This is a genomic window from Paraburkholderia sp. EG286B (assembly GCF_040965655.1).
Lineage (GTDB): Bacteria > Pseudomonadota > Gammaproteobacteria > Burkholderiales > Burkholderiaceae > Paraburkholderia.
The window spans coordinates 363,969-382,652 of record NZ_JBFRCF010000003.1 but is presented as its reverse complement, the minus strand read 5'-3'; the positions used below and the strand labels follow the sequence as shown (position 1 = coordinate 382,652).

Annotated in this window: 15 protein-coding genes; 7 read left to right on the top strand and 8 right to left on the bottom strand. The window is 59.9% G+C overall.

The genetic code is table 11. The annotated features are described in order from the left end of the window. Positions 1–2 precede the first annotated feature (2 nt). From AB4Y42_RS07895 to tssB, 7 genes are all read right to left on the bottom strand, one after another. Complete coding sequence (locus AB4Y42_RS07895) at positions 3–251, bottom strand: PAAR domain-containing protein (RefSeq protein WP_368691402.1); 249 nt, start codon at positions 249–251, stop codon at positions 3–5. A gap of 78 nt (positions 252–329) precedes the next feature. Continuing rightward, on the bottom strand, positions 330–1,946 hold the full coding sequence (locus AB4Y42_RS07890; protein WP_368693845.1) for a DUF2235 domain-containing protein: 1,617 nt from the start codon (positions 1,944–1,946) through the stop codon (positions 330–332). A 9-nt stretch (positions 1,947–1,955) separates the two neighbouring features. Further along, the gene (locus AB4Y42_RS07885) at positions 1,956–2,444 is read right to left on the bottom strand and encodes a DUF3304 domain-containing protein (RefSeq protein ID WP_368691404.1); all 489 of its coding nucleotides are present in this window, start codon (positions 2,442–2,444) and stop codon (positions 1,956–1,958) included. A gap of 418 nt (positions 2,445–2,862) precedes the next feature. After that, complete coding sequence (locus AB4Y42_RS07880) at positions 2,863–3,666, bottom strand: DUF4123 domain-containing protein (RefSeq protein WP_368693844.1); 804 nt, start codon at positions 3,664–3,666, stop codon at positions 2,863–2,865. Beyond that, positions 3,663–6,011, bottom strand: a complete 2,349-nt coding sequence (locus AB4Y42_RS07875; RefSeq protein ID WP_368693843.1) for a type VI secretion system Vgr family protein — start codon at positions 6,009–6,011, stop codon at positions 3,663–3,665. The genes AB4Y42_RS07880 and AB4Y42_RS07875 overlap by 4 nt, the downstream gene beginning before the upstream one ends. An 84-nt stretch (positions 6,012–6,095) precedes the next feature. Then, positions 6,096–7,628, bottom strand: coding sequence for a type VI secretion system contractile sheath large subunit (gene tssC / locus AB4Y42_RS07870; protein ID WP_368693842.1), 1,533 nt, complete (start codon positions 7,626–7,628; stop codon positions 6,096–6,098). A 73-nt stretch (positions 7,629–7,701) separates the two neighbouring features. Continuing rightward, positions 7,702–8,214 (bottom strand): type VI secretion system contractile sheath small subunit, encoded by a 513-nt coding sequence (tssB, locus tag AB4Y42_RS07865; protein ID WP_368693841.1) that lies wholly within the window; start codon positions 8,212–8,214, stop codon positions 7,702–7,704. Between the two features lie 508 nt (positions 8,215–8,722). Here tssB and tssK point away from each other — a divergent pair. The 7 genes from tssK (at position 8,723) to AB4Y42_RS07830 (ending at position 17,098) form a co-directional block, all read left to right on the top strand. After that, positions 8,723–10,075, top strand: coding sequence for a type VI secretion system baseplate subunit TssK (gene tssK / locus AB4Y42_RS07860; protein WP_368693840.1), 1,353 nt, complete (start codon positions 8,723–8,725; stop codon positions 10,073–10,075). Continuing rightward, on the top strand, positions 10,072–10,785 hold the full coding sequence (locus AB4Y42_RS07855; RefSeq protein ID WP_368693839.1) for a DotU family type IV/VI secretion system protein: 714 nt from the start codon (positions 10,072–10,074) through the stop codon (positions 10,783–10,785). The genes tssK and AB4Y42_RS07855 overlap by 4 nt, the downstream gene beginning before the upstream one ends. A 13-nt stretch (positions 10,786–10,798) precedes the next feature. After that, positions 10,799–12,577 (top strand): OmpA family protein, encoded by a 1,779-nt coding sequence (locus AB4Y42_RS07850; protein ID WP_368693838.1) that lies wholly within the window; start codon positions 10,799–10,801, stop codon positions 12,575–12,577. Between the two features lie 92 nt (positions 12,578–12,669). Further along, a complete protein-coding gene (locus AB4Y42_RS07845) occupies positions 12,670–13,155 on the top strand; it encodes an Hcp family type VI secretion system effector (protein WP_266229202.1) in 486 nt (161 codons plus the stop codon). A gap of 153 nt (positions 13,156–13,308) precedes the next feature. Further along, positions 13,309–16,035 carry a type VI secretion system ATPase TssH gene (gene tssH / locus AB4Y42_RS07840; RefSeq protein ID WP_368693837.1) on the top strand — a complete coding sequence of 909 codons (2,727 nt, stop codon included), beginning with the start codon at positions 13,309–13,311 and terminating at the stop codon, positions 16,033–16,035. A 13-nt stretch (positions 16,036–16,048) separates the two neighbouring features. Beyond that, entirely contained in the window at positions 16,049–16,480 is a 432-nt protein-coding gene (tssE, locus tag AB4Y42_RS07835; protein ID WP_368693836.1) for a type VI secretion system baseplate subunit TssE, read from the top strand. Positions 16,481–16,759: 279 nt separating this feature from the next. Further along, a complete protein-coding gene (locus AB4Y42_RS07830; RefSeq protein ID WP_368691421.1) occupies positions 16,760–17,098 on the top strand; it encodes a DUF2322 family protein in 339 nt (112 codons plus the stop codon). Positions 17,099–17,147: 49 nt separating this feature from the next. Here AB4Y42_RS07830 and AB4Y42_RS07825 read toward each other — a convergent pair whose 3' ends face one another. Beyond that, positions 17,148–18,587: an MFS transporter gene (locus tag AB4Y42_RS07825; RefSeq protein ID WP_368693835.1), complete on the bottom strand. Its 1,440-nt coding sequence runs from the start codon at positions 18,585–18,587 to the stop codon at positions 17,148–17,150. Between the last annotated feature and the right edge of the window lie 97 nt (positions 18,588–18,684).

Genomic DNA, 18,684 nt, shown 5'->3' with positions numbered 1-18,684 from the left:
TTTCAGATCAGGCTGGAAAGGAGACGGCACCCGCACATGGCACGATGCCCATGTCGTGCGATCGGCACGCCGTCATCCGTGATTGTTTCGTCACCTTCAATAATTAGGTTGGGACTGATATCGTGGAGCGGACAAGTCACTTCATCGCCTTTTCTCGCGACCCTGCGCCCTTCGAACTCCATAGAGTTCGAAGCGCTCACGACCCGACCGCCGTGATCTGTGTCGTCTCCCAATCTGATAATATTGATCACTCTGAATTCTCCAATGTTAAAGAATCAAAACTACAGCCGCTCTCTTTAACAATGCCTTTATGGATTCGCCACGCGTACCTATGCGGTCGCGCCCGTACTTTCGTTGGTTCGCTCCTCCTTCGCAAGGTTCCAGTCGTTTTCTGGCTCATAACCTTGGTCACCGAAATACATCAATCTCCAGTTTTGCAGTTTTGACATATCGGCTCCGAATCCCGCCACTGAGTCATGGACGAGGTAGTCAAAAAAATCAAGCAAGGACTGGCGCGTAGAACTCGATCCTGTAATCAACGAAACATCTTCGTACGCGCGCGCAAGCATTGCTTCACGTAAACTCAGAGACTTCCCGTTCAGTTTCTTTGTCTCAGCATCGCCCGACGCTCGATTGACGGCATTTCCGCCGGCGGTGATCTTGGCCAGTTCAGCCTCGACGTCCTTCACGAGATCGTTGTTTCCCGTTTGCGCAAGCACCTGCTTCGCAGCCGGAACACGTGCACGAGCGGCTTCGTCGTTCGTCAATTTGGACAAGTAACTCCGCGCTAAATACAGTGGATAAAGGTGCTGCGCAACGACCTTCTCGACCGGGCCGGATGCGTGAGCCCGTGCTTGGTAAGCATCGAAGAGCGCGACTGTCCTTTGCGACAGTGCGAATGTGGTTTTCGTATCCACGTCCATTTCATTGAAAGCTCGAAAGGGAACACCTGCCGCCAGCGCCGCTCGATACATATGCAATAACGGAACCTGACTTAGCTTTTCGTCATCGGTGAGTGACCGCGTCTGCTCACCAGGCGCATATCCACCGCCGATGTCGGAATGAACACCGGGGTAAATTACTTCAATACAGTTCGGAGGGTAGTGATTTCCGTCACGCACCGAATCGAGCGGGAACGAATCTCGCACCTCGTGCGCAGCTACGTAGTGAACGCATTGCTCAACCATCGCAGGGATCTTCAGATTCTTTGCCCAAGCATAGTGTCCGTCCTTCGGAACAAACGTGAGGGCTGAGCTCAGCGATGGAAAAAAGCTTTCGGTCGCAATCTTAACAATTGGGCTGCGATCCAGATATTTTGCACTAGGCGGCAAGCCAGCCGAAGCTACAGTATCCATTAATCCCATGAAATACAGTCGAATAGGATAACCTTGGTATTGCCAACCATTACCCACTTTTTTGCAATCCTTGGCGATTCGAACAGCAAACGCACGTGCAAGCGCTGCTCCTCGGGAAAAGCCAAACAACGATGCGTTGATTGTCCGGATCGGCTGCCTCGGGTTTCTTGCTCGTGCCTTCGCTTTCCGAATTCGATCGTCAAACTGTTGACGAGCCCACTTCAGGCGCTTCTCGCCACCGACTCCGACCGCGAGTCCTAGGTCGGAGTATGTACGCTCGCCTATTTCCGGAAATGGCGTTCCCAAACCGGGAATATAGATCGGATATCTTCCCGTTTCGTCGTTTTCTAGTTGATGCGAAGAGAACAACCTGGAAACGTTACTTTGTTTCAACTTCGGTGTGTCGTAATCGAAATTGTTCCCAGTGCCGTCGAAGAATAGCGATAGCCAGATCGATTGCGAGCAATCTGCGGTGCCAGGTTTCCTCTTCGGATCGGTGCAGTGCATCGCCGCGGCTCGCTGCTCCCGATCAAGTAACGTAAGCGACCTTAAGCCCGCCGCCAGGGGAATTTCGGCATTGTCAAGCATCATCTTCGTCCTTTATCGAACATAGGGAAGCCTTCTCTCAAGCTTCAACCGAGGCGGCGAAGGTCCATCACGCCCAGAAATGGCACCTTCGATGTGCCCATCCGGATAGAAGTGAATCTCAAGATAGCTGGGGTCCTTGGGGATAGGACCGGTTACCTCCACCTTTGCTGACTTATATGGCTGGGACGGTTCAATCATCTTCCTGGGCGGATAAGATTCGAGAGCACTCATTTTGTACTTTACTTCTACCCAGAACGGTGTCACGGTGTCGCGGTCCATCACGACACAACACATCGTTTTTCCTCCGCCGGCCGTTGGCGTGCTCAATTCCACATTCCCTCCCCCTGCACCATTAACGGAGAAGTACGCAACCGCTCGATCGGTATAGTTATAACCGAATACGCCGAGCATGTAGGGCTCTCTTTTGCAGCCCATCAGCGTCGCGGTTGACAATAAACAGAGCAAGACGGTGATTACGCGATCTTTCCGAATTCTCTTCATTTTTTCAACCTTTATCGAACATAGGGAAGTCGACTCTCGTTTCACACAGAGGTCCGTTTCATTTCATCGAATTCTTAACGAACATAGGGAAGTCGTCTCTCAAGCTTCAACCGAGCCGGCGAAGGTCCATCACGCCCAGAAATGGCACCTTCAATGTGCCCATCCGGATAGAAGTGAATCTCAAGATAGCTGGGATCCTTGGGGAGAAGTACGCAATTGCTCGATCAGTATAGTCATATCCGAATACGCCGAGCATGTATGGCTCTCTTTTGCATCCCATCAATGGCACCGCTGACAATTCGCAAAGTAAGACAGTGATTTGCTTAATTCTCGTTGAAATTGTCATCATCTATTCGCCTCGCGTCGACCAAAATGGGCGTAGTTACCATACGCTACCCATACTGCATGACCGTCCCCATCAGGCAGAGTCATCACTTGAATCACCCATAGCTCTCGTCAGTGAGGCTCGCACACGGTTTGCCAACAGGAGTGTGCTGTTCTTCTCATCTTCGCTCGCATCAACCAAGGATCGCTCGCAAATTCGATATCGGGTTGCGGAATCGAATTCGTCTAAAAGGTCGCTATCGGTCAAACGAAGTGTGTAAAGCACTGAATCCGGTAAGCTCGCATCAATGAAAGCCTTCGCCTGCTGCTCACTCAAGCTCAACGGCGCGCGATAGCGATCGACTTCTCCTGAACTGCCCTCAACGCGTCGCAATTGAAGATTTCTGTCAAGGAACCACCATTCTCGGGTCATCGCGAAAAACGGCGTTCGCTGCTCATCGGAGAGAGCTCTATCCAGAACGTCGAGTGACCGCGTATCAAAATACTTCAAATGCCATTCGCTATGGTCTTCAAAGACAACATCAAGGCGCTCGCGCAGTGCGTCGGCGAGTGGCTCGAACTCGAGAGAGGAGAAAAGAAATGAGACACTTCTGAAATCACCGAGACAGCATTCTGCGAGTCTTTCGAGCGATCTCGACGGATGCTCGGTTCCCTGAGAAAGTCGCACCAGAAATGGACCGTATTGGTCGTTTCCAGTCTCGCGTCTCGCATCAAAGATCAATGCGAGACGTGAGTCCGCCACTTCCGGTCCAAACCACTGGGTGAGTTCTGCGTACAGTGCCGGCTGCCCAACCCCATAGACAAGTGCGCACGCCAGGAGCTCAGAATTGGCACGCTGGAATTCATGCACGGCGTTGGAAAGCAGTTCTATATTCATTTGTTACCCAACAATGCGCCTTGATTGTATTCAGCAAGAAGGCACGGAATGCACACCGATTTCGGCAGGAGGGGGAGAACGGGTTGCATACTTTCAGCGCCTGACTTGTTCCACGAGGCGCATTTCTCGAGAATGCTTCCCGGGGTGCCATTTTCAATACCGCCTGCGGAAATGCGGATGTAGGATCCTCCGGCGCCGATCCACACTTCCTTTTTGGCCGAGAGAACAAGCCGCCCGTTCGTGCTTGCTACAGCGAGATCCTTCAGAGCAGCGACTAGCATTTCGTCGCTATGCGCCATTATTTCGCCCTTCCCCTTGGCGGCCAGAACTTTGAAGCCATCGTTCAACGCGAGCAGAGACACCGAATCACCAGCCGCTACCGCAAAATGATTTTTTGCTCCGATGTCCACATTACCGCCGGCGGTTGCAATCAAATTTCCAGCCGCACTCATCTGCAGGTGGGTTCCTGAGGTCAGGCCCATGCCATCTGGTGCACTTGCAAGTATTCCGGCCTGCCGCAAATCGTCTAGCGTTCCGTTCAGCAGCGCTTTTTGTGCTTCATAGTCTGCTGCAACCGCATTTGCAGCTCTTGCTGCCTCGGCGAGAACCTGCATTTGCTCCAAAGCGCGATCGAGCAACTCCTTGGCTGGCTGCATGTCGAGTTGCTTACCCTGCGCATCGAGCTTTTTATCTGCCGACAGGAGCAGTCCCTTTGCACCTCGGACCGCTACATGGCCGTCCGATCGCAGCTCCGCGCCCCGCCCCCGCTCCTTGCGATCCCCATCAACCATATGCCCGAGATTCAATTCGCTGGTCTGAAACGGCGTGGTCAGGTGGATATGCTCAATACCTTCCTTGTCCTCCATCCGCAATTCGTTCTGCGCGGCCGTGCGGATGAGGTTTCGGGTGTTGTTGAGGTTATTGACGAGATCAGGATGCAAACTATCGTGCATCGCGCCGATGATGATCGGACGATTAGGATCGCCCGCCGTGAACTCCAGCGCGACCTCCGCCGAATCGATCAACGGGAAGTGATGACCATAGTTGTCGCCGCTATACGGCTTGGCAAGGCGCACAGGCCGGCTTGTGCCGCCGGGGCTCCACTCGTCCAGGTCGAACGGCAGCTTGATGACATACCAGCCTTGCTCGGTCAAGTACGAGTATTTGTAATCTCCGGGCGACGTAATGCGGGCCGGGAGAATGCCCGTGATGACCTTTGGTTTGACGTCAGTCATCGAGGTCCGCCAGACGCGGTCTGACGGAATGCCCTCGAACGTCACCCGATACGACTTATTGCGCGCGCCGTGCGAGCGCACCGATGTGATGAAGATCCCATGTTTTGCGTCAACCTGAACCGGGTCGACCTTCATGACTTCACCGGCCTCCAGCCAGAATGGATTGCCCATCCCCGTGAAGATCACCTGGCCGGCGAGATGCGCCTCATGACGCAAACGCGCGATGCGCTGACCTTCCTCGGGCGTTTCATAGTGTTCGCCCCAGTGATAGTCGACCGCGTTCGTCGTCGTGTCGCCGCGTGCCGCGTTTTCCTCGACCAGCAGCGATACATCGGCCTGGCGGTGGTTGTAGTCATGCAGCCGCACTGCTTCCGGCACGCGGTGGGTACGGCGCGTGAGCGTCTTGATCGAGTCAGCCCCGACATTTGCAAGGCCCGAATGGCGACGATAAGGCACCGTACGCTGCTTGCGCGAATACGCGTCGAGATCGTCGCCGAACACCACGACGGCGTAATCTTTTCTCTGCTCCCAGCGAAACCAGATGCCCTCTTCCGCGCAGATGCGCTGGATAAACGCGAATGTGGTCTCGTGGTACTGGGTGACGTACTCGTGCCGCTTGTATTGGCCCCGCAGCTTGAACACAAAGTCGACACCCGCCCGATACCCATAGTGACGCAGCGTAGCGGTAATGACCTCCTCGACTGACTGCTTCTGGAACAAACGACTCGTCACGCCGCGATTGAGGTCAGCCAGCTTCGGTTCGAGGCGCACGCGGTAACGCGTTTCATCGGCGGACGTCTCAAGCTCGTCGAACTTCGTGATGATGCCGTGAATGGTGTACACCGGCGGCTTCTTGCTAAAATTATCCGCATTCTCTCCGTACATCCGGTGAAGGTCCCCGAGGTTCGGATCAACGGGATCGATCATGAATCTGGCCGGGCGCCCCAGCACCTGGTCCATCGGAATACCCGCCGTCGGGCTCGTGAATTGAATCTCGTACCAGTACAACCGGCTGACCTTATCCTCGCCAGCGAATTTCAGGATCGAGAACGGCGCGGGATGCGGCGCCAGCTTCAATTCATAAGCCTGCAGAGGCATGACCATCGACATCGAATCTCTCCCGGATACACAATGACGGCAAAAAACTGCCGGGGCGCCCGGCGCGCCCCGGCAGCGACTACTTGAAACGTCAGATCAACTCTTGGCCTTCGGCATCTGCGACACCAGCGACAGGCCGATGTCCATGCCCTCGACCTGAAAGTGCGGGATGATGAAAAGCTTGATGCGGAAGAACCCCGGGTTGTCCTCGATGTCCTCGACCGTGACCTTTGCCTCACGCAGCGGGTGCGACGCCTGCAGTTCGTCGCCCGGGTCCTTCATCTCGGTCACCAGACCCTTGATCCAGTTGTTCAGCTCCAGCTCGAGCAGCCGGCGATCCTTCGTCGTCCCGATGTTTTCGCGCTGGATGAGCTTCAGGTAGTGCGCAATGCGCGATAGCAGGAAGATGTACGGCAGGCGCGAGTTGATGCGGCTGTTGGCAGTCGCTTCTTTTGTTTCGTAGAGCGCTGGCTTTTGCGCCGAGTTCGCCGAGAAGAAGCAGGCGAAGTCGTGGTTCTTGTAGAACGACAGCGGGATGAAACCCAGGTTCGCGAACTCGAACTCACGCGTTTCCGGAATGAGCACCTCGGTGGGAATTTTCGGCTGGGCGCCGGTCCCGAGGTCATACAGATGGACCGGCAGGTCTTCGACCTTGCCGCCCGCCTGCGGACCGCGGATCTGGACACACCAGCCGTTGTTCACGAAGCTGCGCGTCATGTTGGCTGCAAACGCGAAGGAAGCGTTCACCCAGAGATACCGGTTGTGATCCGGGCCCTTCACCGCTTCTTCATAGTTGAAGGCGCGCACCGGCACCGTATCCTTGCCGTACGGCAGGCGGCCGAGCACGCGCGGCATGGTCAAGCCTACGTAGCGGGCGTCATCGGTGTCGCGGAAGCTCTTCCACTTGATGTACTCGGCGCGGTCGAAGTAGTTGCCGATGTCCTGGATGGCAGCGACTTCTTCCATCGTCTTCTTGCCGAAGAACGCGGGGCCCACCGAGCCTATGAACGGCATGTGGGCAGCCGCCGCGACCTTCGAGACGTTGCGCAGCAGGGCGATGTCCTGCGGCGAGTTATCGAACTCGAAGTCGCTGATCATCGCGCTCACTGGCTGGCCGCCAGGCGTGTCGTATTCCTCAATGTACGTGAGGCGATAGAGGCCGCTCTGGATGAGTTCGGACGCGTCCTCGAAATCGCGTTGCAGCGCCTCTTTGGAGACGTCGAGCAGTTCGATGCGTGCATTGCGGCGGAAGTCGGTGCGCGAGACCAGCATCTTCACGCCGCGCCAGCGACCTTCGAGCGCCTGGAATTCGGGCGCGTGCATCACCGCATCAAGCTGGCGACTGATCTGGCGATCGAGCTGCCCGATATGGAAGTCGAGCAGCGACTTGTCGAGGCGATCGACCGGCTGGCTCGACTTCGCCACCAGTTCGAGAAACGCGCCCATGCCGCGCGCGATGCGCTCGTCGGCCGAGGCTTCGGAAAGCGTGTCGCCGTCGCGGAACGCTTCGAGCGGGCGTGCCTCGGCGACGGGTTTGAGATTGATCCTGCTACACAGCGCGGCGTACACGCTGTCTCCATCGAGCACAACGGTCTCGGTTGCACCCGTGGCGGCTTTGTTCTGGCTCATTGCGGTTCCTGTCTGCGTTTGAAACACAAGCTGATTGCGAAAAGCGGTGAATGCCGCCTTGGCGCGGCGCCGCTCAGGCATGCCCTTCTGGCTGGGTCGCAGCCGTCGCGAGTTGCGCCAGTTCGCCGCGCAGTTTGTCGGACAGACGCTTGTCCTTCAGGACCTTCTCGAATTCGCGGCGGAATGTCCCGTTATCCAGCAGATTCGATTTGAGGTCGCGCAGCAGGTTGCGCATGGCGAGCAGCGCCTGGAGTTCGGGAATCTGTCGGGCCACCTGCTCCGGATCGAAGTCCTTCAATGAACGGAACGAGAGGTTCATGGGCAATTCGCCGCCATCTCCAGCCAGCGTATTTTCAACGCCAAACTTCAAATTCGGCGCATAATCGCCGAGCACGGCATCGAAATTGTTTTTATCGATGTTGACCTTCTTTCTGGCGGCGAGCGGTGCATTTTCCGCGCCCGCGCTAAAATTAGCGGCAACAAGCAACTTGAGCGGCAGTTCAACTTTCTTCCGGGCTCCGCCCGTGTGAAGATCCAGGGTAATCGATACGCGGCTTTTTGGGATTTCTCTCTGAAAGCTATCCATAGTATGCCTAATTAATTAATGTTCACGATTGCGCAGAACTGGACGGTCGCGATGCGGTGTCGCGCGCTGCATGCGCGGTCCTTCGCCACATGCATGCTCGTAGGGATCTAGTACCGAAGGCACCCCATGGCGTGGTCTCCATTCGTGCGACCTGTTTGCGACGGCCCATTAAATCTGATTATGCACATGACGTCAATTGGAATTTCTTTTCGACCTTATCTCTAAATACTCAATTGTTAAATTTTTGAATCAGATTCTTGAATATTTCACGATAACCAAAACAATCAATATCAACATTCGAGATTGACATCCATCATGTTATTTTTCAGAAACAAATATCGAGATACGCGATCAGCATATTATTTTTATGCGAGTTGTTAACGTTTGTCAGAACTCAAATCCAATTCGATACAAACTCCGGTTTACCTTGTATAAAGCCGTTCGACTTCCTCGATTGAAGTCACCGTAATGAAAGAAGAAAAGTACGAACCACAAGAGACCATCGCCTATGCGTATCCATAAACCTCTCTGGCACGACGGCCTGATCCTTTCGCAGCAACACTTCCAGCAGATGGAGCGCGCGACCGAATTCGCCGTACAGCAGTTCGTGGCCGCGGCTTTTGCCGAGCCGTGGGGCACGCTGGGTGTCGTCGTGGATGAAGAAGCGCTCAAGACGGGCCGGCTGAAACTCGAGCAACTCAAGCTGCGCCTGCCCGACGGTACCCCTTTCGACTCGACAGTCAGCGACGCGACACCCGGAGGACGCGATCTGACGCAGGGTATTCCGGCGGACCGCCAGAGCTTGATCGTCTATGCCGCGCTCGCGCTGCCCGACGCCAATGGCAACAACTGTCGTTTTGACGAAACCGCGCTCGCGCGGCCGCGACGCTCCTATCGCGAGTTCGTGAAGGTCGTGGATCTGAATGGCACAGCCGAGACCGAGATCGCAATCGAGCGCCATGCGCTGCGCCTGCTCTTCGATTTCGAGCCGCATGCCGATGACACTGTCTGCGCTATTGCGCGCCTCACGCGCGCAGCGAACGGCCAGTTCCAGGTCGATCACCGCTTTGTGCCGCCGTGTCTCACGCTGGGCAGTCATCCGCTGCACATGGAGCGACTCAACCGCCTCGCGGACATCCTGCAGGCAAAGAGTCTCGTACTTGGCGCGCGTCGCAGCGAACGCGTCGAGCAGGTTACCGAATACGGCGTTGCCGACGTGCAGCTGTTCTGGCTGCTGCACTGCATCCATACGGCGTGGCCGCAAATACGGCTCTTCCTGTCACATCCCGCGCGGCCACCTGAGCAGCTTTATATCACGCTCGCCCAACTGGTCAGCGCCCTGACGACATTCTCCACCGCCGTGCAGCTTGCCGACATTCCCGTGTGGGACCACGCCTATGCCGACGATGTGTTCGCAAAGCTGGAATCGATGATCCGGGACCTGCTCGATGCAATCATTCCGTCCCGCGTGATCCCAATTGGTCTCACGCGCAAAACCCCGACGACATGGGCTGGACAGTTCCTTGACGAGCGCATCGTCGATGGTGTGTCCGACTGGTACCTGTCTGTCAACGCGCGCATGACTGCATTCGATCTGGTCGAACAGTTTCCGCGTCTGTGCAAGATCGGCGCACCGGATGATGTCGAACACATCGTCAATTCTGCATTGCCTGGCATTCCGCTCAAGGCGGTCCAACGCGTGCCCGGCGCCATCCCCGTGCGACTGGACAACCAGTATTTTTCGCTGGACTCCAGCGGTCCCGCATACGAGAGGATGCTCGCTGCAAGAGCCTGCCAGATCTATCTGCCGGGGTCGGTCGCTGATGCCTCGCTTGAACTTTACGCGGTGCTGCGCTCATGAAAGTCCTGAACGATCGCCACGACGCGTCCGCGCGCCTCGCGTCGGAGCCCGACTTTGGCCGCGCGAGCACACCCGGCATCCGGGACCTGCTGCGTGACACCGGACTGCTCGTCACCTCACTCGGCGACGACGGAACCGTAAAGGATGCGGAGAAGTTCCGCAACGACTGCCGCAAGCTGATCCAGAGGTTCTCGGACGCCCTCACGCAATACGGCTATCCCGAAGACGTCAAGCGCGAAGTCTCGCTCGCGCAGTGCGGCCTGATCGATGAAACGGCGCTGCGGAATCTCCCTGAAGGCAGCCGGGCAGCGTGGGCACTCAACCCGTTTCAGGTCGAGCGGTTCAAGGTGCACGACGCAGGCGAGTTCGTCATTGACCGGATCGAGGCGCGCCTGCGAGAAGCGGCACCGCATGCAGACCTGCTCGAAGGTTACGCCGCGATCCTCGGCATGGGCTTTAGGGGGCGCTATGCGCTCGATGGGGAAAGCAAGCTCGTCGAACTCATGGGCGCGCTCAACGCACGTCTGAAGACGCTTCGACCGCATGAGGCGCAGTCGTTTATCTCAGACCGAGCGGGACGCCCGCTTTCCGACTGGTTCCATCGGCTTTCGCCATGGGTTATAGCCGCGTCGTCTGCATGGTTGCCGCAATCATCTGGAGTACGTGGGCCGTCGCACTCAACGGGCAGGTCACACACATTCCGTCGGTAAAGGTTGCGCAGCCGTGAAGTCAGACCTGCCCCTGCTGACTTCGGCCCCCAACGATGCGCAGCTTCGCGGCCACGAAGGACTCGACTACCCGTTCCGGCTGCAGGTTCTTGTTGGGACGGCTCTGGCGCTCATCCTGGTCTGGTGCGTGGCGCGAGTCGGCCCGGTGCTTGCGTGGATGTTCTCCGGCGCGGTCGTGCTTGTCGCCATGCTGCTCGTGGTCATGTATACCCGGCGAATCGCCATCGCGCGCAGGCTGGGCGCGCAGGTTCTTTCCGCACTTGGGCAAGCAACGGCCGGCATACCCGTCGACCTCCGTACCCGAATGCCACTCGTGCTGGTGACGGGCGATGATCTGCCCGCACTGTTCAACAGGAATGAAGGCGAGCGTTTCACCTATGTCGGGGAAGGCGCAATCTGGCTACGCGTGGACAGCCCCAAAGAACTGGCGCGTCTGGCCATCGCGGTGAAGCAGTGGCGTGACGGGCGCGCCCCCGATGGCGTCGTGATCTCGGTTGTGCCGGCAAGATATACGGATGTCGATCTTCTAACCCAGTCATTGCGCGCGGCACGTCAGGCACTCGCCGACGCCGCGCGCTTGCTCGGCGCGCGCGTTCTTCCCGGCTATGTCGCGGTCTATCAGCGACTGACGACCGAAGCCGCGGGGCTTGCCGGGCCGCAATGGCACGGTGTTTCGTCGGCCTCCCGCATGATTGACGCGCAGCGATTCGAGACCGTGATACGGGCCGCAGAAGACGAGATCATGGGCGCGCCTAACCGCAATGTGGCGGCCACGCGGGCCGCGGCACTTGCGTCGCTCATCGGCTGGACACAGCGCGTCGTGCTGCACGCGCTTACAGACCCGCGGCAGCCGGCTATGCCCCTGGCGCTGTTCGGTGCCGGCTGGATCGACTGCGGCCCCGCGTGCCGTGCAGGCAACCCATGGAGCGTGGATGTGGAAATGCAGACGAGCGTGGTGCGCAACACGGCGCCGGCGTCACCTGCGCCATGGCCACTACCGCAGCCGCTTATCGAGGCCCTGCCCGTGCGGCACTGGAGATCGCCCCGGCTCGTGGCGCTGATCCATGCCCTTGCGATGTTCGCGTGCGCGGCCGGCATTGCGTTTTACTGTGCCGGAAAAAACAATCAAACGCTGCTCTCGCGTATTCAAGCCGATCTTGGGCGTTACTCGATGATTCCGGCCGACCACGACGTGGCACGGCGCGAAGCGCTTAAGACTCTGGTGGATGATCGCGACGAACTCGACCGCTACGCACGAACGGGTGTCCCGCTCGATCTGTCGTTCGGACTGTACCGCGGCGCGAAACTAATCCCGGCGCTCAACAACGCGATTGCCTCCTATCAGCCGCCCCCGCCGCCGCCAACGGTTATTACGCTTGACAGCATGTCGCTGTTCGACAGCGGCAAGGCCCAACTCAAAGACGGCTCGACACGGTTCATGGTCAACGCGCTCGAGCTGATCAAGGCGCATCCGGACAAGCGGATTCTCGTGGCGGGCCACACCGACAACGTCGGCAAGCCCGATAGCAATCTGCTGCTTTCAACCGCGCGCGCCCAGTCCGTGCGCGACTGGCTGGTTGATGCCTCCGGCATCCCGGCGACGCAATTCGCGATCCAGGGCTACGGTGACACCCGGCCACTTGCGGAGAACGACACGGACGCCGGGCGTGCGAAAAATCGACGTGTAGAAATCACCCTCGTACCTGACGCGGTGCAGACCGCGCCGGCGGCTGCCGCCACGCAAACGGTAGCGCCCGGAGCGGGGCCCAGGTAGGGAGCGTTTGCCCCCGAAGCCCAGGCTTCGGGTTTCGCGGGCCCGGTCACTGTTTCCGAGCAATTCGTAGTACGAAAAAATGGAGTTAAGCAATGGCAATCCCGTCATACATGTGGCTCAAGGACGATGGTGGCGCTGACATCAAGGGGTCGGTGACTGTTCAGGGGCGCGAGGGCAGCATCGAGATCACGCAGTTCAACCACGACCTCCACATTCCGACCGATGGCAACACCGGCAAGCTGACCGGCACGCGCGTGCACGCGCCGATCACGCTCGTGAAGGAAACCGACGCGTCGACGCCGTATCTCTACAAGGCGGTAACGAGCGGCCAGACGCTCAAGTCGGCCGAGATCAAGTGGTACAAGATCGACGACGCCGGCAAAGAGAAGGAATACTTCAACACGAAGCTCGAAAACGTGAAGGTCGTGGCGGTCCGGCCGAAGATGCTCGATATCAAGATCCCCGACTACGAAAAGCACAACCACCTCGAGGAAGTCGAGCTGCGTTACGAGACCATCACGTGGTCCTACAAGGACGGCAACATCATCCACAAGGACACCTGGAACGAGCGCTCCTGAACCTTGCTTCCCGACGCTGGTCCGGCGGTCGTCACGGCATGACGGCCCCCATTTCGCCAGTCCGCGCACGCGGACTGGTGCTTTTTGCTGCATCGGACGGCCACTTCCAGAGGCCGCCCCCTTGCCCTCTGCGCCCGCACAGGCAGCCACGACATGACCCTGTACAACGATCGAAGCACACATTCCCGCGATATCAGCCAGCTTCTGCGCAGGCTCAATCCGCATTGCACGGCGGCGCTCGAGGCAGCAGCAAGTCTGTGCCAGACACGGCTTGCTGACGAAATCACGGTCGAGCACTGGCTACTCAAACTGCTCGAAGCCGGCGACGGCGATGTTCCCGCTATCCTTGACCACTACGATCTGGACGTGGACCCCATATGGAACGCGTTACTCGGCGCCATCGAGCACACCCCGCGCAACCTGCGCGGCCGGCCGGGCCTCTCTCCGCAACTGGCCGCCGTCCTGCAGGACGCCTGGTCCCATGCGCTCAACGCCCGCGATGCACATGAAACGACGATCCGCTCGGGACATGTTCTGCAAGCCATCGTCGAGGCGCCGCACGTGCTGCGCACACGCTCCACCTGGCCGCTGCTCTCCGTAAGCAGCGCGCAGATCCAGCGCCTGCTGCCTCGTCTGGGATCGCGCACGAGCGAAGACCCGCCCGAACGGCCAGAACTGCAAACGACCGCTGTCACCACGGCGCCAGCGGCCGGTAGCGCGAATCTCGCGGAGCCGACAAACGCAACGCCGGCGATCGTACGCAGCGTCGACGGTGACGCCCTCGCCCGCTTTGCGATCGACATCACCGGCAAGGCGCGCGACGGCCAGATCGATCCGGTCTTTGGCCGCGATCGCGAGATCCAGCAGATGGTCGACGTGCTCGCGCGCCGGCGCAAGAACAATCCCATCCTCGTCGGTGAGCCGGGTGTGGGAAAAACAGCGCTCGTCGAGGGCCTCGCGCTTCGTGTGGCCGAAGGCACGGTGCCCAATGTGATCCGCGACGTGCGTATCCTCACGCTCGACCTTGGCCTGCTCCAGGCGGGTGCCGGCGTGAAAGGCGAATTCGAGCAACGTCTGAAGAATGTGATCGACGAGGTGCAGGCATCGAGCGTGCCGATCCTGCTCTTCATCGACGAGGCGCATACGCTCATCGGCGCTGGCAATGCCGCCGGCGGCGCCGATGCGGCCAACCTGCTCAAACCCGCGCTCGCGCGCGGCGAGTTGCGCACGATCGCGGCCACCACCTGGTCGGAATACAAGGAATACTTCGAGCGCGACGCCGCGCTCGAGCGGCGCTTCCAGCTGATCAAGGTGGAGGAGCCCGATGACGACGCAGCGTGCCTGATGCTGCGCGGGCTCAAGAGTCGTTATGCGCAGTACCACAACGTGCACATTCGCGATGAAGCGCTCGTGGCCGCAGTCAAGCTGTCGCGCCGTTACCTCCCGGCGCGCCAGTTGCCGGACAAGGCGGTCGACCTGATCGACACGGCTGCGGCACGCGTACGGATGGGGCTCGAATCGCCCCCAGCCGACCTGGAGCGCGCACGCGCGGCCGTCTCAGCGCTGGAGCTGGAACGCTCGACGGTGGAAGACGACGCTCGGGCGGGCATCGCGGAGATGAAGACGCGTCAGGCGGAACTTCGCGCGGCATTCGTCGAGGCGCAGGCCGCGCTTGAGACGTTGCAGCAGCGCTATGACCAGGAACTTGCGTCCGTGCGTGCACTGCATGAACAACGAGCGTCTGCATCGGGTGGCGAGCCCGGCTCCCTCGCGCAGGCACAGCAAGCGCTCCAGCGCATCCAGGGCAAGGCACCCCTCATTTTCGCAGACGTGGACGCCCAGGCAGTTGCGCGCGTGGTCGCCGAATGGACCGGCGTGCCCGTTGGGAGTCTCGTCGAGGACGAACTGCTGAGCCTTCTCACGCTCGAGGCGCAGCTCGCGAAACGGGTCGTCGCCCAGGACGACGCACTTGTCGCGCTCGCGGAAAGCCTGCGTACCGCCAAGGTCGGATTAAAGAACGAGCATGCACCGCTCGGCGTGTTTTTGCTCGCGGGTCCTTCCGGTGTGGGCAAGACCGAGACCGCACTCGCATTGACCGATCTGCTGTTCGGCGGCGCGGCGGCGCTCACCACGATCAACATGTCAGAGTATCAGGAAGCCCACACGGTTTCGCAGCTCAAGGGCTCGCCGCCGGGTTATGTCGGTTATGGCCGCGGCGGTGTGCTCACGGAGGCCGTGCGACAACGCCCGTACAGCGTCGTGCTGCTCGACGAAGTCGAAAAGGCCCATCGCGACGTGCTGGACCTGTTCTACCAGGTATTCGATCGAGGCGCGATGCGTGACGGCGAAGGACGCGAGATTGATTTTCGCAACTGCGTGATCCTGATGACCTCCAACCTCGGCAGTGCGCAGATCGACGAGTTGACTGCCGACCATCCGGACAGCGCGCAACCTGCGCTACTCGAGGCCATCCGTCCACGGCTCGTTGCCCACTTCCAGCCGGCGCTGCTCGCGCGTTTCCAGACGCTGGTGTACAAGCCGCTCGACGCCATCGCACTCGGCGCCGTCGTGCGGCTGAAGCTCGACAAGGTGGCCGGGCGTCTGAATCGCCAGCACGGTGTCGAACTGGCTTGCCACGATTCCCTGATTGATGCGATCGCCGAGCTTTGCCTTGCCCGTGATTCTGGCGCACGCAACGTCGATGCCTTCCTCAACCAGCACGTACTCCCGGCGGTGTCGCGTGAACTGCTCACGCGCATGGCGAGCGGCACATCGCCGGCGCAGATCGTCCTGTCGAGTTCGGCTGAAGGCGGCCTCACGATTGATTTCGTGGATCAGGCCGAGCCGGTCGCAGCCACGACCGAAACCACGTCCGGCTAACGGAGACCTCACCATGCCGACAGGCCCGTCCCTCTACGACATGCTGCTTGGCCACATCAATGGCGAGGCACTCGAAAACCACGATGACAACACGCTCGAAATCCTGAGCATCCAGGCAAACATCGGGCGAATCCTGAATACTCGGGCGGGTGCGCTCAAGCATGTGCCCGACTTTGGATTGCCGGACCTGACCGACGTCTACAAGAACCTGCCGGCGTCAGTCCACGATTTGCGCAACCAGATGGAGAACACGCTGCTCAAGTTCGAGCCGCGTCTGCGTTCGATCGACATCGAGATCAGCGACAAGCCCGATCCCGGGCTCCTCGCGAGCTTCACGATGGTCTGCCATCTCAGAAAGGCCGGGCTGGTCCGGTTCGGAACGTATTTCGAGCCGCCCGGGCGTATGCGTGTCGAGCGGCTCGTCAATCGCGAGCGTGAGCGCTAGTGCGTTGGCAACCGTTCTTGCGCGACTGGGTCTCCGAATCCGCAATGGTACTGCGATATTTACAGAAACCTCTCACATTAATCGCCCGATCGAGGCCCACGAGACGCACCGCAGCCGGCTCCCTGGGTACGCGCAGTGCCAGGACCCGCGCCTGCTCGCGCGCATTCGCCTGGGCGAAATAGCGGGCGCCGCCGACTAGATCGACCTGCCTAACGCCCCGATCGGCTAAGATACGGCTCCACAAAAGCCATCTATTGAACCAACGGAGTGTTTTCAGTGATTCAGGCAATTCAACCGGGCGCCGCCTTCAAGGACAATCTCGCACTGCTGCCGGGCATCGACGGCATCGAGCGCATCGATCTCGTGGACGCTCAGGGCAACATCGCCGCGAGCATCGAAAACATGCCCGGCAAGCAGGGCTCGCTCGCGGTCTACCACTATCTGCGCGAAGCCTTCGGCACGCTCGACTCCAACGCCGCCGAGCATGGCCTCGCCGTGTTCGCCGAGCACACCGCTGACGCGCGCAACCGTCCGGGCGCACATCCGAACGTCGATCGTCTGCTCGAAATCGCGGCGGGCGGCCCGACGCTGCGCATCGACGTGATCGCCGCAGCCTGAGCGTTGCCTTCGCAGGCGTGCCAGCCGGCACGCCTCCTTCCCTGACAACTCAAGCCGAAAGTTCTTCCAGCCGCACGCCATTCGTGCGCGGTCCAAATCCGCCGATCGAAATCATCACCGCGAGCATGCACACGGTGATCCCGGCGAACACGCCGCTCACGCCAAAGTCGCGCAGCAACGCGGCGATGATGAAGCCCGACATCATTGCGCCCACGCGGCTCGCGGAGTAGACGATACCGTTGGCGCTGCAACGCACTGCCGTGGGGAAAAGCTCGGCCTGGTAAGCGTGATAGCACACGGATATGGTCTGCCCCGCAAGGCTGATCAGGACACCGAGCGAAATCAGCGCGAGCGGTCCGCGCGCCTGCGAGAACATCAACCCGAACACGATCACCGCGAACGCCGAGCTGACGATGAGCCACTTGCGCTCGATGCGATCGGCCACGAGCATCGCGAGCAGCGGCCCGCACGGCAGCGCAATGGCGATCACGACCGCGTAGAGCAGGCTCTTCGTGACGGTCACGCCCTGCCCGATCAGGAGCGTGGGCACCCAGTTCGTGAAGCCGTAATAGCCCACGGCCTGGCAGAGGTTGAACGCGATCAGCATGATGAGGCGCGCCCGATACGGCGGCTTCCAGAGTTCCGCGAGCGAGGCGCGCCGGTGCGCGGGCAGCACGAGCGTAGGCGAAGGCTCGGGCAGGAGCTTGCCGCTTTCGCGCACGGCGCGTTGCTCCATCTGCGCGATCACCCGTTCGGCCGCCCCGGTTTGCCCGTGTGTGACGAGCCAGCGCGGACTCTCCGGCACGGCGCGGCGCACGAACCACACGATCGCCGCTCCGAGCGAGCCGGCGAGCACGACCCAGCGCCAGCCGTCGAGACCGAGCGGCGCCTGCGGCACGAGCCACCACGAAAGCAACGCCGAAATGGGCGCCGCGGCGAACATGATCGCCTGATTCAGCGCCATGGCGCGCCCGCGCATCTGCTGCGGGACCATTTCCGTGACATAGCTGTCGATGGTGACGATCTCGATGCCCACACCGATGCCGGTGATGAAGCGCCACAGGATCAGCCCCTGCGAGGTATGCTGAAACGCCATCGCCACCGAGCCCACCGAATACCAGAGCAACGAGAAGGTGAATACGCTTCGTCGTCCGAAGCGGTCGGGCAGCCAGCCGAGGCAGAATGTGCCGATGAACAGACCCGCGAAGGTCGCGGCCACGAAGGCCCCGATGCCGTTGAAGCCGAAGAATGCATGCGTGGTGGTTTGCAGCATGCCGCTTTTTGCCATGCCCGGCGCGATATAGCCCGTAAAGATGAGATCGTAGACCTCGAAGAAGCCGCCCAGCGAGATCAACATGACCAGCATCCAGAGCTGGCGCGTGGCGGGCAGGCGGTCGAGCCGCGCGGAAAGCGCTGCCGCTGCGCGATTGCCTGCGGGTGGGGCCGTGACGGCGTCGAGCGGGGCGTCCGCGCCGAGGGTTCGTTGCATGCTTGTCTCCGTGACGACGCCTCGCCGGGCGTCATTCTTGTGAACGCCGGTCCGCGAGCGCGCGGCGCGTGCGAGCTTCTGATGGCTCGTGGCACGC